General features: G+C 46.5%; 18 protein-coding genes. 2 read left to right on the forward strand and 16 right to left on the reverse strand.

Annotated elements, in window-relative coordinates:
• Nucleotides 1-9: 9 nt before the first annotated feature.
• The 7 genes from MJB10_RS19810 to citZ all read right to left on the reverse strand — a co-directional run bounded on the left by MJB10_RS19810 (nt 10) and on the right by citZ (nt 6,300).
• Nucleotides 10-585, reverse strand: a complete 576-nt coding sequence (locus tag MJB10_RS19810; protein ID WP_314797513.1) for a class I SAM-dependent methyltransferase — start codon at nt 583-585, stop codon at nt 10-12.
• A gap of 12 nt (nt 586-597) precedes the next feature.
• A complete protein-coding gene (locus MJB10_RS19815; RefSeq protein WP_314797514.1) occupies nt 598-1,191 on the reverse strand; it encodes a DedA family protein in 594 nt (197 codons plus the stop codon).
• A 217-nt stretch (nt 1,192-1,408) separates the two neighbouring features.
• Nucleotides 1,409-1,711: an ArsR/SmtB family transcription factor gene (locus MJB10_RS19820; RefSeq protein ID WP_314797515.1), complete on the reverse strand. Its 303-nt coding sequence runs from the start codon at nt 1,709-1,711 to the stop codon at nt 1,409-1,411.
• A gap of 23 nt (nt 1,712-1,734) precedes the next feature.
• Complete coding sequence (locus tag MJB10_RS19825) at nt 1,735-2,499, reverse strand: SDR family NAD(P)-dependent oxidoreductase (protein ID WP_314797516.1); 765 nt, start codon at nt 2,497-2,499, stop codon at nt 1,735-1,737.
• A 248-nt stretch (nt 2,500-2,747) separates the two neighbouring features.
• Nucleotides 2,748-3,689 carry a malate dehydrogenase gene (gene mdh, locus MJB10_RS19830; RefSeq protein ID WP_314797517.1) on the reverse strand — a complete coding sequence of 314 codons (942 nt, stop codon included), beginning with the start codon at nt 3,687-3,689 and terminating at the stop codon, nt 2,748-2,750.
• A 55-nt stretch (nt 3,690-3,744) separates the two neighbouring features.
• Nucleotides 3,745-5,043 (reverse strand): NADP-dependent isocitrate dehydrogenase, encoded by a 1,299-nt coding sequence (gene icd, locus MJB10_RS19835; protein ID WP_314797519.1) that lies wholly within the window; start codon nt 5,041-5,043, stop codon nt 3,745-3,747.
• 144 nt (nt 5,044-5,187) lie between these two features.
• Nucleotides 5,188-6,300 (reverse strand): citrate synthase, encoded by a 1,113-nt coding sequence (gene citZ / locus MJB10_RS19840; RefSeq protein ID WP_314797520.1) that lies wholly within the window; start codon nt 6,298-6,300, stop codon nt 5,188-5,190.
• Nucleotides 6,301-6,612: 312 nt separating this feature from the next.
• On the opposite strand from citZ, the gene MJB10_RS19845 reads away from it, so the two are divergent.
• A complete protein-coding gene (locus tag MJB10_RS19845; protein ID WP_314797522.1) occupies nt 6,613-8,151 on the forward strand; it encodes a Ppx/GppA family phosphatase in 1,539 nt (512 codons plus the stop codon).
• On the opposite strand, the gene MJB10_RS19850 is transcribed toward MJB10_RS19845, so the two are convergent.
• Nucleotides 8,120-10,240 carry an RNA degradosome polyphosphate kinase gene (locus MJB10_RS19850; RefSeq protein ID WP_314797523.1) on the reverse strand — a complete coding sequence of 707 codons (2,121 nt, stop codon included), beginning with the start codon at nt 10,238-10,240 and terminating at the stop codon, nt 8,120-8,122. The genes MJB10_RS19845 and MJB10_RS19850 overlap by 32 nt on opposite strands.
• A gap of 186 nt (nt 10,241-10,426) precedes the next feature.
• On the opposite strand from MJB10_RS19850, the gene ytvI reads away from it, so the two are divergent.
• Nucleotides 10,427-11,563 carry a sporulation integral membrane protein YtvI gene (gene ytvI, locus MJB10_RS19855; protein WP_314797525.1) on the forward strand — a complete coding sequence of 379 codons (1,137 nt, stop codon included), beginning with the start codon at nt 10,427-10,429 and terminating at the stop codon, nt 11,561-11,563.
• A 19-nt stretch (nt 11,564-11,582) separates the two neighbouring features.
• On the opposite strand, the gene MJB10_RS19860 is transcribed toward ytvI, so the two are convergent.
• The 8 genes from MJB10_RS19860 to MJB10_RS19895 form a co-directional block, all read right to left on the reverse strand.
• Nucleotides 11,583-11,978, reverse strand: a complete 396-nt coding sequence (locus MJB10_RS19860; RefSeq protein ID WP_314797527.1) for an FxsA family protein — start codon at nt 11,976-11,978, stop codon at nt 11,583-11,585.
• A 3-nt stretch (nt 11,979-11,981) separates the two neighbouring features.
• Nucleotides 11,982-12,425: an acyl-CoA thioesterase gene (locus MJB10_RS19865; RefSeq protein ID WP_314797529.1), complete on the reverse strand. Its 444-nt coding sequence runs from the start codon at nt 12,423-12,425 to the stop codon at nt 11,982-11,984.
• A 76-nt stretch (nt 12,426-12,501) separates the two neighbouring features.
• A complete protein-coding gene (pyk, locus tag MJB10_RS19870; protein WP_314797530.1) occupies nt 12,502-14,256 on the reverse strand; it encodes a pyruvate kinase in 1,755 nt (584 codons plus the stop codon).
• On the reverse strand, nt 14,249-15,229 hold the full coding sequence (locus MJB10_RS19875) for an acetyl-CoA carboxylase carboxyltransferase subunit alpha (RefSeq protein ID WP_314797532.1): 981 nt from the start codon (nt 15,227-15,229) through the stop codon (nt 14,249-14,251). Before MJB10_RS19875 ends, pyk begins: the two co-directional genes overlap by 8 nt.
• Nucleotides 15,219-16,085 carry an acetyl-CoA carboxylase, carboxyltransferase subunit beta gene (gene accD, locus MJB10_RS19880; protein ID WP_314805759.1) on the reverse strand — a complete coding sequence of 289 codons (867 nt, stop codon included), beginning with the start codon at nt 16,083-16,085 and terminating at the stop codon, nt 15,219-15,221. Before accD ends, MJB10_RS19875 begins: the two co-directional genes overlap by 11 nt.
• Before the next feature lie 70 nt (nt 16,086-16,155).
• A complete protein-coding gene (locus tag MJB10_RS19885; RefSeq protein WP_314797533.1) occupies nt 16,156-16,344 on the reverse strand; it encodes a glutamate decarboxylase in 189 nt (62 codons plus the stop codon).
• A gap of 170 nt (nt 16,345-16,514) precedes the next feature.
• Nucleotides 16,515-17,015: a phosphatidylglycerophosphatase A family protein gene (locus MJB10_RS19890; protein WP_314797535.1), complete on the reverse strand. Its 501-nt coding sequence runs from the start codon at nt 17,013-17,015 to the stop codon at nt 16,515-16,517.
• 90 nt (nt 17,016-17,105) lie between these two features.
• On the reverse strand, nt 17,106-20,696 hold the full coding sequence (locus MJB10_RS19895; RefSeq protein ID WP_314797537.1) for a DNA polymerase III subunit alpha: 3,591 nt from the start codon (nt 20,694-20,696) through the stop codon (nt 17,106-17,108).
• Nucleotides 20,697-20,701: the final 5 nt, after the last annotated feature.

Genomic DNA, 20,701 nt, shown 5'->3' on the forward strand with positions numbered 1-20,701 from the left:
ACTCCCCCTCTACAACTCGCCATCCTTTGCTCTCTTCCTGCAAACATACACAAATGCTGGCGGGACATTGAAAGGAACAAACGATATTTTTTCGATGTCAAAATATTTCATAAAATGAGTTTTCATTTGCAATGAATATTGAAAAGCTACAAAATGACCATCAGGCTTCAGCGCCTGCTTAATTTGCTTCATTAAAGTCTCGCGCAAATTCCTTTCAAAGTTAAAAAAAGGCAATCCGCTAATTATACAATCCAACTGGTCAATGGCATAGCGGCTAATCGTAGTAGTTAACTGGCACGCATCCGAGTGACACGCAAACCCAGCGTACTTCCGCTGTAGCTGACTTCGCATTTGTCCTTCTTTTTCAAACAGGAATACATTGGTCTCTGGATATACATAAGATGAAATCCACGAAGTAATTGCGCCTGTGCCCGAACCAAGCTCTGCCACATTTCTTACCTGATGCCAGGGAACAGACTGTACCATCTTTCTAGCCAAGAAACGTGAACTCGGCGAAATGCTGCCAACTTGTTTGGGATTGTTCATAAATTTCTTTAAAAAAAGCATGAAATTAGCTTGTGTCATCATAATTCCCCCTTAACCGTTATTTTTTTCAATTCTTGAATGACTCATACTTGACTGTCCATTCCCATAGATTGCTACAAGATTTTTGACCAAGCAGAAGAAGAAATAAGTAGTGAAGAGTCCAATCATCATCGACTCCACATCAACAAAAGAGGGAACATGCAACCAATGATTGCCAAGTAATAAACCAACGGTAAAATAAACCGATGTCCACACAAATGCGCTAGTATACGAAAGCAAGGCGAATTTACGGTAGGATACACGATTGATTCCTGACAAGACAGGAATGAAGTAACGAACTACAGGCAAAAGATAAGCTAAGCAAATCGCTATTGATCCGTATTTGTGAAACAGCTCTTCCGCTTTGCTCAAATAACGGTTCTTTCGAAACCTGGAAGTGAATCTCTTCCCGAATAGACTCCCCAGGATATAGCCCATAGTAACCGCACATAATAATCCACACAGTAAAAACAAGTAGACCAACCACGGATTTAAATCGGTATTCGCAATCAGGATTGCCCCTGCTAGAATGGTGACTTCATTCGGAATTGGAAACCCGAATGGCCCAAAACAGAATGCGCAGAAAAAATATATACCCATAATCATGGACAAGTTGTAGGATTGTTTCGTTCATGATTTAACCTCCCATTCGTTGATGAAATAATCATAAACAAAGTTTCTGAGGAATATAGGTGGATAAATCTAAAGAATATCTGAAGATGCATAGTTATCACCTGAACGAGAAAATTGATGACTCAGCCTGGGGTATAAAATGAAAAAAAACCTACGCATACTCGTAGGTTTCTCCATGCTTTCAGTTAAATTATAGACATTCATTCTCGACAATCCCAATAAGTTCTTTTAATTGTTCAACACTTTGCTCCAAGGACAGAGAATAGTAGCGCTGCGTACCTTTCTGCTCTATGAGTACTAGCTTGTTATCACGCAGTATTTTAAGATGGTGGGAAATAGCTGGCCTAGAAAGTCGTGATTGCTCCGCAATATCATTGACACTTAAGGATTCATTTGCTGCTAATTGCATAATGATATCTTGTCTGGCAGGATCACTGAGCGCCTGGAAAAGAGGGATACATGATCTGAATACATCGATTGCTGTCTGGGTCATAGGTCACTTCCTACTTCCTATAATTATTTCTCTCCTGCCACATATTTTGCAATTTTCGCGGCTACACTTCTAGGGAGGAACTTTGAACCAAGCGCTCCTGCCTTGTTTAGAGCACCCGTAATAACCACTCGTTTTCCTTTCAACATCGCCTCGTACCCTTCCTTAGCGACTACATCGGAAGCCATGGCATTGCTGAACATTTTCGTGCTTTCAACACTGGCTACAGCACCAAAATTGGTTTTAGTTGCTCCAGGACACAACGTTGTCACAGTAATATTTGTATGGGCTAATTCTTCAACAAGAGCTTCTGAGAATGACAAGACAAAAGCTTTGGTTGCATAATAAATGGCCATGAGAGGACCGGGTTGGAATGCCGCTGTACTGGCAACATTCATAATTTTACCATGGTTTCTATGTTTCATGCCCTTCAGAAAGTAGTAGGTAAGCTCTGTAAGAGCGGTTACGTTTAATTGAATCATATTTACTTGTTTTTGAATATCCAATTCGTCAAATTTCCCCATTAAACCGAAACCAGCATTATTAACAAGTACATCCACTGTAATATTTCTTTGTTGGACAAATTCAAATACTTCTTTAGCGGCTCCTGGCTCACTCAAATCTTTAGGCAGGATAGTAACATTAACATCCTTCCAAGTTTGCTTGATTTCCTCAAGGTTCTTTTCATTTCTCGCCACAAGTACAAGATCATATCCATCTTTTGCAAATAATTGTACGAATTCACTCCCTAGTCCACTCGTAGCTCCTGTGATTAACACTGTTTTTGTCATTTGTAACGCCTCCAGTTTATATATGATCTTCAAGTATATGTTTATTAGTTTAAATACTTAAACATTTGAACATATAAAACATACCCCATTATATTATGAATGTCAAGACAAACAACTATGCATGGGATTAATTTTCAAAGGCTTCATGCTCAACGAATAGCGAATGGTCAAACATCTTCTTGTTTATCGATACAAAAAAAAGCCAACCCTCCGAATTTCCAGAAGGTTGGCCTTTCCTCGTATATCGTTTACCCCGTTACCACTTTGATGACGTTACGTACGGATTCCGCCGTTTTATCCAAAGCAGCTTTCTCCGTGTCCGTCAGTTCGATGTCCATAATTTTCTCGATGCCGTTCGCACCTAGAATCGTCAGAACACCCATGAACAGATTGTCATAACCGTACTCGCCTTCAAGCAGCGCTATCGTTGGGATAATACGTTTTTTGTCTTTCAAAATTGCTTCCGTCATTTGAACCAGTGACGCTGCTGGAGCATAATAGGCACTGCCATTGCCGAGCAAGTTCACGATTTCACCGCCGCCTGTGCGTGTGCGTTGGACAATCGCTTCAATCCGATCTGCTGGGATCAGCTTCTCGATTGGAACGCCGCCCGCATACGTGTAGCGTACGAGTGGAACCATGTCATCGCCGTGACCGCCGATCACGACACCTTTGACATCTTCAACAGACACGTTCAATTCTTGCGAGATGAACGTTAAGTAACGAGCTGTATCTAGAACGCCAGATTGACCAATTACACGATGCTTAGGGAAACCAAGCGCTTGATACGCGACGTACGTCATGGCGTCAACAGGATTACTCAAGATGATCACGATGGCATCTGGAGCAACTTCCTTGACGTTCTCACATACGGACTTCACGATCCCCGCATTCGTATTCACTAAGTCATCGCGGCTCATCCCAGGCTTACGAGCGATACCTGCTGTGATTATCACGATGTCGGACCCTACCGCATCCGCATAATTGGATGTCCCCGTGATCTGAGCGTCGTAGCCTTGGACCGGACCGGCTTCTAGCATATCGAGCGCTTTCCCTTTCGTAGGGTTCTCCAATTGTGGGATGTCGAGCAGAACAATGTCACCAAGTTCTTTTTGTGCTAGCATTAGCGCTGTTGTTGCGCCAGTAAACCCAGCACCAACAACCGTAATTTTATTTCGACGAATAGCCATTAAGAAAGACCTCCTATACGAGTTATAGTCTTTTCTTACAAACACTTACGTCAAATTATGCCATGTTTTTGATGATTTCATTCGCAAACTCGGAGCACTTGATTTCTTTAGCGCCTTCCATTAGACGAGCGAAGTCATACGTTACTGTTTTGTTGTTGATGGATGTTTCCAAGCCTTTGTAGATCAGCTCAGCCGCTTCCAACCAGCCAAGGTGCTCAAGCAACATAACGCCGGAAAGGATAACGGAACCTGGGTTTACAACGTCAAGACCAGCATATTTAGGAGCTGTACCGTGTGTTGCTTCGAAGATTGCGTGACCAGTCACGTAGTTGATGTTCGCTCCTGGTGCGATACCAATTCCGCCAACTTGTGCTGCTAGTGCATCAGACAGGTAGTCACCGTTCAGGTTCAAGGTTGCGATAACGTCGAAATCAGTAGGACGCGTCAATACTTGTTGAAGCGCGATGTCAGCAATCGCATCTTTTACGATGATTTTGCCAGCAGCTTCAGCATCTTTTTGAGCTTTGTTTGCTGCTTCAGCGCCTTGCTCTTCTTTGATGCGGTCGTATTGTGCCCATGTGAATGTTTTGTCGCCGAACTCAGCTTCAGCAAGCGCATAACCCCAGTTTTTGAACGCGCCTTCTGTGAACTTCATGATGTTACCTTTGTGTACCAATGTAACTGTTTTACGGCCATGTTTGATCGCGTACTCGATTGCCGCGCGAACCAAACGCTCAGTACCCTCGGAAGATACTGGTTTAACACCGATACCTGAAGTTTCAGGGAAACGAATTTTCTTAACGCCCATTTCATTTTGCAAGAAGGAAAGAACTTTCTTAACTGCATCAGAACCAGCTTCCCACTCGATACCAGCGTAGATGTCCTCTGTGTTTTCACGGAAAATAACCATGTCAACTAGCTCAGGACGTTTAACTGGGGATGGAACACCGTTGAAGTAACGAACTGGACGGGAACATACATACAGATCAAGCTCTTGACGAAGCGCAACGTTCAGGGAACGAATACCACCGCCGATTGGCGTTGTAAGAGGTCCTTTGATGGACACGATGTATTCGCGCATTGCCGTTAGTGTATCGTTTGGCAGCCAGTTGTTGAATTTGTTGAATGCTTTCTCACCAGCAAATACTTCGTACCAAGCGATTTTTTTCTCGCCTTTGTATGCTTTCTCAACAGCCGCATCCAATACGCGTACGGAAGCAGCCCAGATGTCAGGACCTGTACCGTCTCCTTCGATGTAAGGGATGATCGGGTTGTTAGGTACTTGAAGTACACCGTTCTCGATCGTGATTTTTTGACCTTCTGTTGGAAGTTCGTAAGTTTCGAATTGTGGCATGATTAGTTCCTCCTCTAATGTGTTAAAACTGATCTATTTTCCTATGTAATAGGCACACAAAAAGCGACGGGAGTTCAGTACTCCCCCAGAGAATCTGGGGCTGGGTACCGAACTGCCCGCACCTTGAGTTTGAAACATTAGCAATTAGCGCTGGCTAATTGGAATATATTTTTGGTTAACAGGACCTGTGTACTCAGCGCGCGGACGGATCAAGCGGTTGTTCTCGTACTGCTCCAAGATGTGAGCAGCCCAACCAGAGGTACGGCTGATCGCAAAAATCGGCGTGAACAAGTCGCGTGGGATTTCCAACGTAGTGTATACGGATGCCGAGTAGAAGTCAACGTTTGGTTTCAAACCTTTAAGACCTGTTACCAACTCGTCAGCTTTAATGGACATTTCGTACCATTTCAAATTGCCTGTCAATTTACCAAGCTCATAAGACATTTTTTGCAAGTGCTTCGCACGTGGATCGCCGTTTTTGTATACGCGGTGTCCGAAGCCCATGATTTTGTCTTTGCGCTCTAGCTTGCCGTTGATGTAAGGAACAACGTTCTCAACAGTTCCGATTTCTTCCAACATAACCATAACCGCTTCGTTCGCACCACCGTGAAGAGGTCCTTTAAGCGTGCCGATTGCGGAAGTGATACCCGAATAAATATCTGTAAGCGTTGCAACAGTAACACGGGCTGCGAATGTAGAAGCATTCAACTCGTGGTCAGCATGCAGAACAAGCGCTTTGTCTAATGCTTCGATAGCAACTTTATCTGGCTCTGCGCCAGTAAGTTGGAACAAGAAGTTAGCAGCTACGGACGAATATCCTGGGGAAGCAACTGGCTCTTTCCCTTCACGAATACGGGCGAATGCTGCGATAATGCCAGGGATTTGTGCTTGCAGCTTAATCGCTTTACGCACATTGGATTCCATGCTTGCATCGTTCGCTTCTTCATCATAAAGCGCAAGGGCAGAAACAGCTGTACGAAGCGCTGCCATGGAATTAACATCTTTCGGGAATGTACGAATAAGGTCGATAACCGCATCAGGTACTTTACTGAATGTGTTTAGGTCGCTTTGCAATTTCTCAAGCTCAGCTTGTGTAGGCAATTTCCCGAACCAAAGCAAATAAATAACTTCTTCAAATGTCGCATTTTCAGCGAGGTCATCAATATCAATCCCGCGATACGTAAGCACACCATCTACAATGGAGCTGATCGACGAGGTTGTGGCTACAATTCCTTCTAAACCTTTGGTTGCAGACATGGGAATCTCTCCTTAGCTACTCTATTAGCAATTATTTCTGTTTTTCTTCTTTTAATAATAAAGTATTTTACTTGGTAAGTGAATAAATGAGGTCATAGAACTTTATTTTCACTACCATAACTTTTCTTTTTGGCGGAATTTTCGCACCATGGGTACTGGTCGTCACCGATTGCAGTCATCCCAACACACGATACAAGTTTTTGTTAAATCCACCGAATTATGCAGAAGCTGAGGAAAAATTTGTAGACCTCCATCGAGATTGATACAATGGAACCAATGAATTCCTGTACTTGGCTGGAAAGGAGAATTTAGATGAGTCCTCTGACAACAAAGCTCGGCATCATAGATATCGGATCCAACTCCATCCGACTGGTTATTTATGAAACCAATTCTCAAGGAGCCTATCGTGTCGTGTGCGAGCACAAAGATTCAGCGCGGCTTAGCGAGCGTATGGGTCCCGATCTCATTTTACATAGCAAAGACATTCTTTCCATCCTCCCGATCCTGAACCACTATACAAGGCTGTGCAAAGTACATGAGGTTACAACGATTCGAACGGTTGCGACTGCTGCAGTTCGCAATGCCGCCAATACAGCGGACATCGTCCGTGTTCTTGAAGAGCAAACCGGGCTTCGCATTGAAGTACTAAGCGGTTATGAGGAAGCGCGATACGGGTATCTCGGCGTTATGAACGCCATCGATATACAGGACGCGATGATTATCGATATTGGCGGCGGCAGCACCGAGGTCTCGTTGGTGAAAGATCGGCAATTGCTCCACAGCCACTCGTTCCCGTTTGGAGCCGTCAATACCACTCGCCAGTACATGCAAGGTGCGAATTTAACAGATCAGCAAATGTCCACCATTCGAGCAATGGTACAAGATGCCCTATCCGCTCATCCGTGGATCGCGGACTCGTCAGGTCTTCCCATGATTGGGCTCGGAGGCACCATTCGGACTCTTGGCAAAATGAGCCGTAAGGGCAATAAATATCCGATCCAGCTTGCTCATAATTATGTGATGAAGCCCAGTGAGCTTCGCCATTTCCTTACTCTTTTATCTAGCATGCCTTTAGAAAAACGCAAGAAAATCGATGGGCTCGCCAAGGAGCGCGCGGACATTATCGTCCCTGGCTTGCTTATTTTGGAGACGATCTTTACCGCTGCGAAAGCTTCTTCCTGTATCATTAGCGGGTCAGGTTTACGTGATGGCCTCTTCTTCGAAACGATCAACCCAAAGCAACCCATTAAGTCAGATGTGCTGGAGGCCAGCCTACAGAATATATTAGCTCTCCATCCGAATGCTGCGCGCATGCACGTTCAGCATGTCGATGCATTTGCTTTGCAGCTATTTGACACCATTGCCGTTTCGAAGGAGCTTGATACACGCTGCCGAACCTATTTGCACACAGCGGCCCTCCTGCACCGTATTGGCGTTAGTGTGCATTACTACCAATACCTTAAACATACGCAGTATATGATGCAAGAAACGCATATAGACGGCCTTAGTCACCGTGAAATCGTCATTGCATCCCTCATTGCTACGTACAAAACAAAAAGCCGGACCGCGCAGCAGGTTATCCCTTACAAGGACCTGTTACTCGAATCCGACACGGCTTTAATCGTAAAATTAGGGACTCTCCTTAGCGTCGCGCGCGCCCTAGACATTAGCGAAACGCAGCCTGTGAAGGAGATTCGACTTCATTTCAAGGAATCCACATTGATGCTGCACATGATTTGTGAGTATGACCCGCAGCTAGAGCTGAGAGAGCTTTCTACGGTAACCAAAGATTTCGAGAAAACGTGGGATTTGAAACTGACTACTCCATCCAACGTTTTTTCCATGATGTAATTCGCATTGCTTCGAACTGGCTCCGATACGGGGTCAGTTCATTTTTTATGCGCGTATACATGCCATTGGACATGAGCTCCCTTGCTTTTACATTATCATGAAGGGAAACATTCAGAATTTGAATCATCATTTTCTTCATTTCATGATCCAGTACGGGGCACATCAGCTCGATCCGACGCGTCAAGTTACGTGTCATCCAGTCAGCCGAAGACAAGTAGACATCGACATGACCGCCATTTTCAAAATAATAAATGCGTGAATGCTCCAGAAAGCGGTCTACAATGCTTCGTACGGTAATATTTTCACTGAGACCTGGCACGCCTGGGCGCAGGCAGCAGACACCCCGAATGATCAACTCAATTTTCACACCTGCTTGAGATGCTGCGTATAGCGCATCCACCATTTCCTGATTCGAGATCGAGTTCATTTTCGCGATAATTCGAGCGGGACGACCAGCCCTCGCATGCTTGGATTCACGAGCGATCAGCTCAAACAGCTTATCTTTCAAATCGGTCGGTGCCACGGCAAACGACTGCCAGTCATGCGGTGCGGAATAGCCCGTGATTTCGTTGAATAGCGCGGAAGCATCCTCACCGATGACACTATTGCTCGTAAACAAACCGACATCCGTATACAGTCGTGCTGTGCTGTCATTGTAATTTCCTGTGCCTACATGGACATAGCGTCGGAGCGTATTCTCCTCTTGGCGGACCACGAGGGTAATTTTCGCATGTGTTTTGAGTCCAACAAGACCGTACACGACGTGACAGCCCGATTTCTCCAGCATTCTCGCCCAAGCGATATTCCGTTCCTCATCAAATCGAGCTTTCAGCTCAACGACCACCGTGACCTGCTTACCTGACTCCGCTGCTCTTGCCAACGCTTGGATGATTGGCGACTGGCCGCTGGCACGATACAGTGTCATCTTGATCGCTAACACATGCGGATCATAGGCCGCGTGAACGATGAAATCCGTTACCGCATCAAACTTTTCATAAGGATGATGAACTAACACATCTCTCGACTTGAGAATGCTGAAGAAGTCAGTAGTATCCTCGAATTCAATTGGATATTTGGGCTCAACGCGCGGATAGCGTAAATTATCAAAGCCGTTCAACGAATTGGCCAACTTCATGAAATAAGTAATGTCGAGTGGACCGTCAATTTCAAAAATTTGATCCTCAATCTCAAACTCATCCTGTAACTGAGCAAGTGCATACGGATGAATCCCTTCTTGCACCTCTAGACGAACAGGGGCGCCCCAGCGTCTGCGGCGAAGCTCTTTCTCGATCTCTTCCAAGAGATCTTCTGCGCCCTCTTCGTTGAGCGTAAGATCCGCATTACGGGTTACTCGGAAACCATGTACAGAAATCGGAATATACCCGCTGAACAACGATTGAATGTGGTGCTCAATTAATTCCTCCAGCAGAATGAACTCCGTTTTCTTGCTGTTCGATCTGGTTGGCACATGAATGCAACGCGACAAGTTACTCGGAATTTGGACAATTGCGAAATACGGCTCTTCATCCAGATCTTCACCTTCACGCACTAGCAACACAGCCAAATATAACGACTGATTATGTACAAGCGGAAACGGACGGCTCTGATCCACCGCCATGGGGGTCAGAACGGGAAAAACAATATCATGGTAATAAGCGTCCATGGCTTTCTTCTGGGACGTATTTAAATCTTCGTATTCGGTGAAAACGATGCCTTCCTTCATCAGGAGCCGCGTCACTTCGCGATACGATTTGTACTGTTCAGTTACCATTTTCGCGGTACGCTTCATAATCCGTTTAATAAGACCTGCCGGCGTATAGCCCGTGAAATCTTTTTTCGTATAACCCGCTTTAATCTGATCCTTGAGACCTGCGACACGAACACTCATGAATTCATCGAGGTTACTCGATACGATAGACAGAAACTTCACACGCTCCAGCAGCGGTGTACTCGCATCCTGCGCTTCCTCAAGCACACGCCAATTGAACTCGATCCAGCTCAAATCACGGTTAATGTACTTGGTTGAAATTTCTTTAATTTCCTTGAGTTCTTTCAGATCCTTCAGCTCTGGTTCGCGCGCAATACTCATAAAGCCTCCATTACTTTTCCATTTTTAGTCATCATCTTATCTTCATTGTACTATGCGTAACATAGAGCGACAATCCACATCCACGTAATTCATTATATTAAGATTTTGTAAATCTCATGTTATTTCCGTATTTATCCATGTTCATGCTACAATGAAAAGGACTTGATACAAGGAGTGATTGCTGCGATGGGTATCCTGAACCCGAGACTCGTTCACCAAATTTTTAGAGGCATATGGGTGGCTATCATTGTCGGTTTACTGTCTCTGGCCTTCTTCTATATCATCCCACTCATTTACCCTTTTATTTTCGGCTGGATCCTTGCTCTTATGATGAATCCAATCGTTAATTTCTTTCAATTCAAATTAAAACTGCCGCGATGGCTCTCCGTAACCATATCCATGTTCCTATTCCTAGGCGCGATGGCGACCGCCATTACTCTATTGGTTGCGAATATCGTCGTTGAGTTAGGTTCACTGGCAGACAATATTCAAGCTCAAATTAATCGCTGGCTGGAGCAATTTAATGTTTTCATAAACTCGATTACATTCCAACAGTGGATAGAGCGGGTCAATGAATTTTTCGAAAATAATCCCAAATACCAAGAAACGGTCAACACGAATCTGTCCTCTTCCGCTGGCTCGATTGCCGACATCTCAAAGCTAGTAATTACCTATGTGTTCTCGGCGCTTAAAGCCTTTCTAACATCGCTGCCGAAAATAGCTACGATCACAATCATCGTAATGCTAGCCACCTTCTTCATCAGCAAGGATTGGTATGGGCTCAATAAGCGCTATAAAATCATCTTCTCCGACGTTATTGTCAAAACGACGAAGCTGATTCGAACGGACTTGCAGAAAGCCTTATTCGGTTACATCCGAGCTCAATTGATCCTCGTTTCATTGACTGCCTTGGTTGTCATCATCGGACTTCTCGTCCTTCGCGTGGATTACGCCATCACGATTGGATTGTTAACTGGATTAGCTGATTTAATGCCATATCTAGGCACGGGTGCCGTTATGGTTCCATGGATTCTCTACGTGTTCTTCGCGCAAGGCAATATCGTGCTTGGCATCGGTCTTAGTGTATTGTATGGGGTCATTGTCATTGCACGTCAAATAATGGAGCCTAAAGTGCTCGCCTCATCCGTTGGCTTGGATCCGCTCGCCACACTTGTTGCCATGTTCGTTGGGCTCAAATTGTTTGGACTGCTCGGGCTCATCATCGGCCCTGTGTCGCTTATCTTGCTCTCCGCTTTCTATCGAGCCCGATTATTCCATGATATCGCGGCATACATACAAAAAGGCTCGGCTTCACCTAAATAGGTGAAAACCGAGCCTTATTTCATCGACGGTGAATGATATGCATATTGCCTTTGCCGATTTGCTTACGGATCAGGGCGAGCAGCAGCATTTTAAATATCGGCCGCGTATATGGAAAGACGAGCATGAATCCGAAAATATCTGTGACAAATCCTGGTGTGATGAGCAATAGCCCGCCTAGGAAAATACAGATACCATCCAGAAGCTGCCCCGCAGGCAGTTGACCTTGTGACAACTCGAATTTCGCATAAGCCAGCACCTTCTGGCCTTCACGCTTGGCAAAATACGCACCAAGCACACCGCTTGCGATGATGAACAAGAAGGTCAACCAGCCTCCGACCAAATGCCCCAACATGATTAACACCGTAATTTCAATCGCGGGAACGAGAATAAAAATAGCTAGCATCCATCGAAACATCACTTAGCCTCCTTCATCCGTATAGTTCGTAATCACCTGCCATAAATCAGGCGCTTCCTTTTCTATACGTACAGGCTTCCAAGAAGGATTCACCCAAACATGATGGGATGTGCCTGTCACAAGTAATTCCTCAGGTTCCCCCTCAAGGATTCTCCGGATTTCATAGGAAAATTGCAGTCGAACTGAACCCGTTTGCGATACGCGCGTATAAATCCCGATGAGATCATCGTAACGCGCTGGCCTCTTGAACTTGAGCTCCGCTTCAGTTACGGGAAGCAGGAGTCCTTTCTCCTCAATTTTACGATACGGATAGCCCAAATCGCGAATCAACTCGGTACGTCCAATTTCAAACCACGTTAAATAATTAGCGTGATACACAACGCCCATTTGATCCGTTTCCTCATAACGAACGCGCAATTGTGATTGGTGCCAACGTTCCTGACTCATGCTCCTGGTTCCCCCTCCTTGATCGTTGCAAAAAAGAGTGAAGCAAGATTCCCCTCGCTTCACTCTTTCCTATGACTTACAGTACGCTCGCTTGACCCGAGTAGATTACGCCTACCTCTGGGTAGATCGAAACTTCTGTACCGTCTTTGATTAACTCAACAGCGTTCTCAACACCTACAATAACTGGAATACCAAGGCTAAGTGCAACGACAGCCGCGTGTGACGTAATACCGCCAACTTCGGTAATCAAGGCAGATGCTCTTTGAATAGCCGGCATGTACTCTCGATCCGTCGATATCGTTACTAGTACAGCACCGTCTACCATTTTCGCATTCGCTTCTTCTGGTGTACGAGCCGTTACTACTGTTCCAGTTGCTGTCTGCATCCCGATCCCTGTTCCTTTGGCAATCATTTCACCAACGTGATGAACCTTGATCAGGTTCGTTGTTCCAGAGCGGCCAACTGGCACGCCTGCTGTGATAACAACGATATCTCCCAGGGAAACGATGCCTGTTTTGATGGAGCTGTCTACCGCTAGGTTGAATAGCTCATCTGTTGTTTTCGCTTGTGTTCCCAAAACCGGAATAACACCCCAAACGAGGGATAAACGGCGAATCACTTGCTCACTTGGCGTAACAGCAATGATCGGGGACTTCGGACGGTATTTGGATACCATACGCGCAGTGTATCCACTTTCTGTAGCCGTCAGGATTGCTTTCGCACCCAATTCCAATGCGGAGTTGGCAACAGCTTGCGAAATCGCTTCTGTGACAGTCACTTGCTGTGCTTGCGCTTGACGAAGGAAAATTTCTTTATATTCCAAAGCAGCTTCTGCACGCTCAGCAATACGAGCCATCGTCTCAACGGATTCAACCGGGTATTTCCCTGCTGCTGTTTCACCAGACAACATAACAGCATCCGTTCCGTCGAATACCGCATTCGCTACGTCACTTGCTTCCGCACGTGTAGGGCGCGGGTTGCGTTGCATGGAATCCAGCATCATCGTAGCCGTGATTACCGGTTTACCTACGATGTTACATTTCTTAATCATTTGTTTTTGTACAACTGGCACATCTTCAGCCGGAATCTCAACACCAAGATCTCCACGAGCAACCATTAAACCATCAGATACTTCTAGAATTTCATCTAGGTTATCTACGCCTTCTTGGTTTTCAATTTTAGAAATGATTTGGATATGCGTCGCATTGTGGCGCTCCAGCAACTCACGAATCTCCATGACATCACTTGCTTTACGCACGAAAGAAGCTGCGATGAAGTCTACACCTTGTTCAATACCGAACACGATATCATTCGCATCTTTTTCAGTAATACCTGGAAGGCTGATTTTCACGCCTGGTACGTTAACGCCTTTTTTGCTTTTAATCGTTCCGCCATTGACGATACGGCACTCGATTTCCGTTCCGCGAATATCAACAACGGTAAGACCGATCAAACCGTCATCGATCAAAATCGTGGATCCTACTTCAACGTCACGCGGCAAGTTCGAATACGTTACCGAGATACGCTCTGCATCCCCGAGAATTTCTTCCGTAGTCAAAATAATATGCTTGTCCTGAAGAAGCTCAATCGGCTCTTCTTTCAGCTTACCTGTACGAATTTCAGGACCTTTGGTATCCAGCAAAATAGCGGCTACTTTACCCGTTTCCGCCGATGCCGCACGAAGATTACGAATACGTGCGCCATGCTCCTCAAAATCACCATGGGAGAAGTTCAGTCTGGCAACGTTCATGCCCGCTAATAATAGCTTCTTAAGATTTTCTTGTGATTCACTTGCTGGTCCAATCGTACAGACAATTTTCGTTTTACGCATGGCTTGGAATACCCTCCTGAATGAATGAGAAACGACCGATCTCTCTAAATTTACGGTAACGGTCCTCGAGCAGCTCTTGTTCGTTCAACGTAAGCAAATGCTGAAGCTGTTCCCAGATCGCTGTTTTAATGTGTTCGGCTTGTGTCGCCACATCACGATGCGCGCCGCCTTTCGGCTCTGGAATTATTCCATCGATAACGCCCAGATCTAGAATGTGATCCGCCGTGATTTTCATCGCTTCTGCGGCGTGCAAAGCTTTAGAAGCATCTTTATATAGAATCGAAGCCGCGCCTTCAGGACTAATAACTGAGTAAATCGCGTTCTCCAACATTAAGACCTTATTTCCTAAACCAAGTGCCAACGCACCGCCGCTTCCGCCTTCACCAATGACAATACAGATGATCGGCACACGAAAAGAGGCCATTTCCAGCAAGTTTCTGGCAATCGCTTCTCCTTGACCGCGCTCTTCAGCAGCATTCCCAGGGAATGCTCCCTTCGTATCAATGAATGTGACGATAGGACGCTTGAACTTGTTCGCTTGACGCATTAAACGCAAAGCCTTGCGAAACCCTTCCGGATGCGGACATCCGAAGTTGCGGGCGATGTTGTCCTTCGTATCTTTCCCTTTTTGATGACCGACTACAGTCACAGGAACACCGTTAAGCTTGGCGACTCCTCCGACAATAGCAAGGTCATCGCCATATAGGCGGTCCCCATGAAACTCAATGAAATCTGTGAAAATCGAACTAATATAATCGATCGTCGTTGGTCGTTGCGGATGACGTGCAAGCTGCATTTTCTCTGCGGAAGTCATACCCGCATAGAGCTCGTCTTCCAACTGCACATATCTTTCTTCCAAACGACGAATTTCTTCTGAAAAATCGATCTGCTTCTCTGCCCCAAATTTGCGCAGCTCCGCAATCTTACTCTTCAACTCCGCTAGCGGTTGTTCAAACGGCATTTCACCCGCCATTAACTGCGTCCCCCTTCGTTCCATGCATGTCGAGCAGCTTAATTAACGTCGGTCTCATATCTTTACGATTGACGACTTTGTCGAGCTGACCATGCTCGAGATTGAATTCTGAGGTTTGAAAATTATCAGGAAGCTTCTGTTTAATCGTTTGTTCGATAACACGGCGCCCTGTGAAACCGAATGAAGCGGACGGTTCTGCGATGATAATATCGCCGAGCATCGCGAAGCTTGCTGAAACACCGCCAAAAGTCGGATCCGTAATAATCGAAATGAATAAGCCGCCTTCCTCGCTATGCTTGGATAATGCAGCACTTGTTTTGGCCATTTGCATGAGACTAAGAATACTCTCTTGCATACGCGCTCCACCAGACGTGGAGTAAATGAGAACAGGAAGCTTCTTCTCAATCGCAACTTCAACAGCTCGCGTAATACGCTCGCCGACAACGGAGCCTAGTGAGCCTCCCATGAAATCAAAACTCATCGCAGCAATAATAACCGGAAATCCGCCAATGGTTCCTTGACCTGTAAGAATGGCATCTTGCAGATTGGTTGACGATTTGGCTTTGTCCAATTTCTGGATATAATCAGGAAACTGCAAAGGATCCTCAGAAATCATATCGGCATCAAATTCAACGAATTGACCTTCATCCACCGTCAGTTGGATTCGCTCCGATGCGCTTAATCGATAATGATACCCGCAAGCCGTACACACTTTCAGATTCTTCTCAAGCTCTTTGCTTGTCTGAATCGTGCCGCACTTGGGGCATTTATTCATTAAACCCTCAGGTATTTCCCGTTTCGTTCTCTCGGAAGGAATCGTTGCATATTTTCGCTTTTGAAATAACTCCTTTAACACTGACACATTTCCACCCCTAATTGGCTATGATCTAACTTCCACGACAAGCCACGGTTTAGTTCTACTTCCACTATCTATGTAAAATAGAATTGAGCACTTCTTGTACTTCTTCGACTTCGCCTTCGGGAACGACAATTTCAAATTGATTCTTGGATAAGGAGATGCTCCTGACTTGGACTAGAAATCCTTCTTCTGTGAGTCTTTGTTTAATCCGCTCTGCAATTTTCGCAGTAGGAGCAATATAGATCACCGTCCACATGAATAAACCTCCTATGACGTGCAACTACAACCAATAGGGCAATGAAGTAAAGACGATCATGACATCCTTTATACGCATAGGTACACACAATGCAATAATGATAGCATAATTCCACTTTTGCCCGCAACAGCGCACATCGAGGAAACAAAGTAAAGCCTGAACTAAATCGCTTAGTCCAGACGTTGTTTAGAGCTATAATCAGGCGCACGCTCGTTCTGATGAGCGATTCTAGCTGAAGCCGCGGCGGCTAAACCGCAGACCAAATCATCTAGAAAGACATGAACCGAATTTCGATCATCGTTCAGAGCACGAATAATGCCAATTTTTTCTTTATCCAAATATCCAAAACTTGTTAATCCAATCATCCCGTAGACGTGAACAATCCCCAACGCCAGCGTCTCGTCTACGCCGTATAGCGGTTCATCCACTTCAAGGATCGATTGCAAAGGCTCTGGCAGCAGCTTCTTCTCTGCTAATTCATCCAGCGCAATGCCGGTGTACAAGGTAAATTGCACTTCCCGCTTGGCTAGCACAGCCATGACACTGTCCGCACATTCCTCTATCGTAAGCTGATCATTATACGGCTTCTGCAGTTTGTAAACAATTGCTGATACTTGATCAACAGACACGCCGCGCTTCTGGAGAAGTTGAATCATATGTTGTTCCGTCATACCTCTTCCTCCTATCCAAGAATGGGATGTGCACATGAAAAGCCGGGTTCCTATTCATATGCGGAGAAAGATAGATTTACCACAATTTTGTCACTTCACCCGGACCGAATCTTTGCCCATGATCGTTTCAATCATGCGGATGAGGTCTTTATTCGGATCGACGCGGTACTGGTCGCTCAGTGCTAACAGCTTGTTGCCTCTTTCATAGAAAAGTGCAACGGCAAGTTGTCCCTTATGCAGCTTCAGCAGCGCCTTCAGCTGCAAGAGCTTATCCGGCTGCTCGCAGTCAGCCGTGATCTTGACGAAGACGCGCTGCGGCTTCGCCGTTGTGTCAGGGCGGCCACCCGCAGGGGCCGCCTGCGTTGGAGCGGCGCTGCGCGCGCCGCTCGCTGGGGCAGCCTGGCGCTGCGGACGACCCCTGACCTCGTCAGGGGATCGTCTAGCCGCAGGCTGCCGGCGAAGCCGCTGGACGGCCTCTGGGTCGTCCAGCGCGGCAAGCTGCTCCGCGAGCAGCTTGGGCGGGTCCTCGTCCTGAAGCTGCAGCTTCCCGCGGACGAGAACGAGCCTGCCCTTCCCCACAAGCGGAGCCGACTTCTTCCAGGTCTCGGGGAACAAGACCACCTCGACTTTGTCAATGCGATCCTCCAGCTCCATGAAGGCCATGGGGTCGCCTTTTTTGGTCACGATCGTCTTATTCGAGAGGATCATGCCCGCAACCAGAACATCGCTGTGATCCGGCAGCTCGGTTAATTGATGGATCTGCACGGCATCGATCTCAGCTAATGCTTCGACATAGGTGTCGAGTGGATGACCTGAGATATACATCCCGAGCAGTTCCTTCTCAAGCTCAAGCTGCTTGCTTTGCGGCATAGGCGGGATATTCGGCACTTCAACTTCCCAGTTCGGTTCCTCGACAAACCCGAAGAGATGAAGCTGTAAATCGTCCCGTTCTTTGCGCCATTTCGTCGCAGACGCAATCGTTTCATCCAGAATGGCTAGAAGCTGAGCCCGGTGGCCGCCAAGCGAATCGAAAGCCCCTCCTTGAATCAGGGATTCTACGACTCTTTTATTACACACACGCAGATCAACACGGCGACAGAAATCCAGCAGGCTTTCGAAAGGTCCTTTCTTTCTCTCGCTCAAAATAGCATCAATCGCTTGCGTTCCCACATTCTTAATCGCAGCAAGTCCGAAACGAATCGCTCCCGCGCTAGGATCAGGTGTAAACACGGTTCTGCTTCCGTTCACATCTGGCGGTAAAACCGCGAGCTTCACGCGTCGGCATTCGTCGACATACTCGGCTACCTTACGGTGGTTGCCCATCACCGCCGTTAACATTGAAGCCATAAAATAAATCGGATAATGAGCTTTGAGATAAGCAGTTTGGAACGCAAGCACCCCGTAGGCCGTTGCGTGCGCACGCGGGAAACCATAGTCCGCAAAGCGGACAATCATATCATAAACCAGGTTCGCTTCCTGCGCCGTGAAGCCTTGGCGCAAGCTGCCTGAGACGAAGTGAGTTCGTTCCTCATCCAGTACTTCCCGCTTCTTCTTTGATACGGCTCTACGCAATAAATCCGCTTCTCCTAGTGAAAATCCCGCCATGGAGGAAGCAATTTGCATAATTTGCTCCTGATACACGATAATCCCATACGTATCCCGAAGAATCGGTTCTAAAGTCGCATGCGGATAAGCAACCTCCACAAGCCCATGCTTGCCTGCAATGTACTTGGGAATAAACTCCATCGGACCTGGACGGTACAAAGCAAGGACCGAGATAATATCCTCGAATTCGGAGGGTTTCAGCTCCTTCAGCACTTTACGAACGCCTGTTGACTCCAACTGAAAAACACCCGTTGTTTCACCTCGGCTGAGCATCTCGTAGGTCAAAGGGTCCGTGTCCATTTCAAGCTCGTCGAAGACAATGTGCACGCCTTCCATTTGCTCCAGCCAGTCCACGGTACGTTCAATAATCGAAAGCGTCCGCAAGCCGAGGAAGTCCATTTTAAGAAGACCGATCGCCTCCAGATGCTCCATTGTATACTGTGTGAGCGCGGTCTGCGTTGTGCCTTCTTGAAGCGGCACATATTGGGTCAATGGTTCACGTGAAATGACGACACCTGCAGCATGCGTGGACGCATGGCGCGGCATGCCTTCAACGCGCATCGCCATATCTAATAGTTCTGCGGTTTTAGGTTGTCTGGCTACCATGCCTTTCAAATCGGCGCTTACTTCCAGCGCTTCCTTCAGTGTCATGCCAAGTTGATTCGGAATTGCCTTCGCTGCTCGATCAACGTCGCCATACGGAACATTCAGCACGCGCCCGACATCGCGTACAGCGGCTTTCGCCGCCATCGTACCGAAAGTAATAATTTGCGCGACATGCTCATGACCGTATTTGGCCACGACATAGTCAATGACTTCATCCCGGCGTTCATCGCTGAAATCGATATCGATATCGGGCATCGTGATCCGTTCTGGGTTCAAAAACCGTTCAAACAGCAGCTTATATTGCAACGGATCTACGTTCGTAATACGAAGTACATATGCGACTAAGCTTCCTGCCGATGAGCCCCGTCCAGGGCCCGTCATGATTCCTTTTTCATGAGCGAATCGGATGAAATCCCACACAATGAGAAAGTAATCAGAGAAGCCCATTTTCGCGATCACACCAAGCTCATAAGCAAGTCGCTCTTCCGCTTGTTGTTTCAGAGAACTGCTCCCTGGTTCGCTCCATTCCGGCTTGGAGCTGTAACGCTGTTCAAGGCCTTGCCGACAAAGCTCCTGCAAATAGTCACCCGCCGTCATCCCCTCAGGGATAGGACGGAAGCTTGGCAAAATTGACTTCCCGAACGTCAGTTCGAGATTGCACCGAGAAGCAACCACAGCTGTGTTCGTAAGCGCCTCAGGAACATGGACAAATAATCGTCTCATCTCCTCCTCGCTTTTCAAATACATCTGACTTGTGCCCATTTTGAGTCGATCCGTATCTTCGACGGTTTTGCCTGTGCCAATACAAATCAGGATATCTTGCATGACATGGTCAGGTTCCGTTACATAGTGAACATCGTTCGTCGCTATCAACGGGATGCCCGTTTCCTTACTGAGCTCGATCATGGATGCCATAACTTTCTTCTGTTCGATCATGCCATGATCTTGAATTTCCAGGAAATAATCGTCTCCGAAAATAGCGTGATACCGCTCCGCTGCTTGGCGGGCCTCATCGTACCGATTATGAAGCAAATGCTGTGACACTTCGCTGCCCAAACAAGAACTCAAGCAAATGAGTCCTTCGGCATACTTCGCCAAATGTTCAAGGTCGATACGCGGTTTATAGTGAAAGCCCTCCAAATGGGCGATAGATGTGAGCTTCATGAGATTCTGATAGCCTTGTTCATTCTTAGCCAGCAAAATTAGATGATAAATCGGCTGCTCTTGCCGTGTTCCTTTTTCCCGAATCGAACCTGCGGTGAAATAGACCTCACAGCCGATAATCGGCTTGATGCCACGTTGTTTGCAAGCTTTGTAGAAAGCGATTGCGCCATACATAACGCCATGATCGGTCAAAGCCAAAGAGGTCATGCCGAGCTGAGCCGCTTGTGACACAAGCTCCTCCATCCGTGCCGCACCGTCTAATAAGCTGTATTCACTATGCACATGCAGATGGACAAACGAACTCATCCGCG

Origin of the sequence: Paenibacillus sp. MBLB1832, assembly GCF_032271945.1 — a bacterium.
GTDB classification, from domain to species: Bacteria; Bacillota; Bacilli; order Paenibacillales; family NBRC-103111; genus Paenibacillus_E; species Paenibacillus_E roseopurpureus.

Excerpts from the sequence above, each read along its gene's own strand:
- MJB10_RS19845 (WP_314797522.1), top strand. The coding sequence starts at position 6,613 with ATGAGTCCTCTGACAACAAAGCTCGGCATCATAGATATCGGATCCAAC.
- MJB10_RS19895 (WP_314797537.1), bottom strand. The coding sequence starts at position 20,696 with ATGAGTTCGTTTGTCCATCTGCATGTGCATAGTGAATACAGCTTATTA.
- MJB10_RS19850 (WP_314797523.1), bottom strand. The coding sequence starts at position 10,240 with ATGAGTATTGCGCGCGAACCAGAGCTGAAGGATCTGAAAGAACTCAAG.
- mdh (WP_314797517.1), bottom strand. The coding sequence starts at position 3,689 with ATGGCTATTCGTCGAAATAAAATTACGGTTGTTGGTGCTGGGTTTACT.
- MJB10_RS19810 (WP_314797513.1), bottom strand. The coding sequence starts at position 585 with ATGACACAAGCTAATTTCATGCTTTTTTTAAAGAAATTTATGAACAAT.
- citZ (WP_314797520.1), bottom strand. The coding sequence starts at position 6,300 with ATGTCTGCAACCAAAGGTTTAGAAGGAATTGTAGCCACAACCTCGTCG.
- MJB10_RS19860 (WP_314797527.1), bottom strand. The coding sequence starts at position 11,978 with ATGTTTCGATGGATGCTAGCTATTTTTATTCTCGTTCCCGCGATTGAA.
- ytvI (WP_314797525.1), top strand. The coding sequence starts at position 10,427 with ATGGGTATCCTGAACCCGAGACTCGTTCACCAAATTTTTAGAGGCATA.
- pyk (WP_314797530.1), bottom strand. The coding sequence starts at position 14,256 with ATGCGTAAAACGAAAATTGTCTGTACGATTGGACCAGCAAGTGAATCA.
- MJB10_RS19875 (WP_314797532.1), bottom strand. The coding sequence starts at position 15,229 with ATGGCGGGTGAAATGCCGTTTGAACAACCGCTAGCGGAGTTGAAGAGT.
- MJB10_RS19890 (WP_314797535.1), bottom strand. The coding sequence starts at position 17,015 with ATGACGGAACAACATATGATTCAACTTCTCCAGAAGCGCGGCGTGTCT.
- MJB10_RS19865 (WP_314797529.1), bottom strand. The coding sequence starts at position 12,425 with ATGAGTCAGGAACGTTGGCACCAATCACAATTGCGCGTTCGTTATGAG.
- MJB10_RS19825 (WP_314797516.1), bottom strand. The coding sequence starts at position 2,499 with ATGACAAAAACAGTGTTAATCACAGGAGCTACGAGTGGACTAGGGAGT.
- icd (WP_314797519.1), bottom strand. The coding sequence starts at position 5,043 with ATGCCACAATTCGAAACTTACGAACTTCCAACAGAAGGTCAAAAAATC.
- MJB10_RS19820 (WP_314797515.1), bottom strand. The coding sequence starts at position 1,711 with ATGACCCAGACAGCAATCGATGTATTCAGATCATGTATCCCTCTTTTC.
- MJB10_RS19815 (WP_314797514.1), bottom strand. The coding sequence starts at position 1,191 with ATGATTATGGGTATATATTTTTTCTGCGCATTCTGTTTTGGGCCATTC.
- MJB10_RS19885 (WP_314797533.1), bottom strand. The coding sequence starts at position 16,344 with ATGTGGACGGTGATCTATATTGCTCCTACTGCGAAAATTGCAGAGCGG.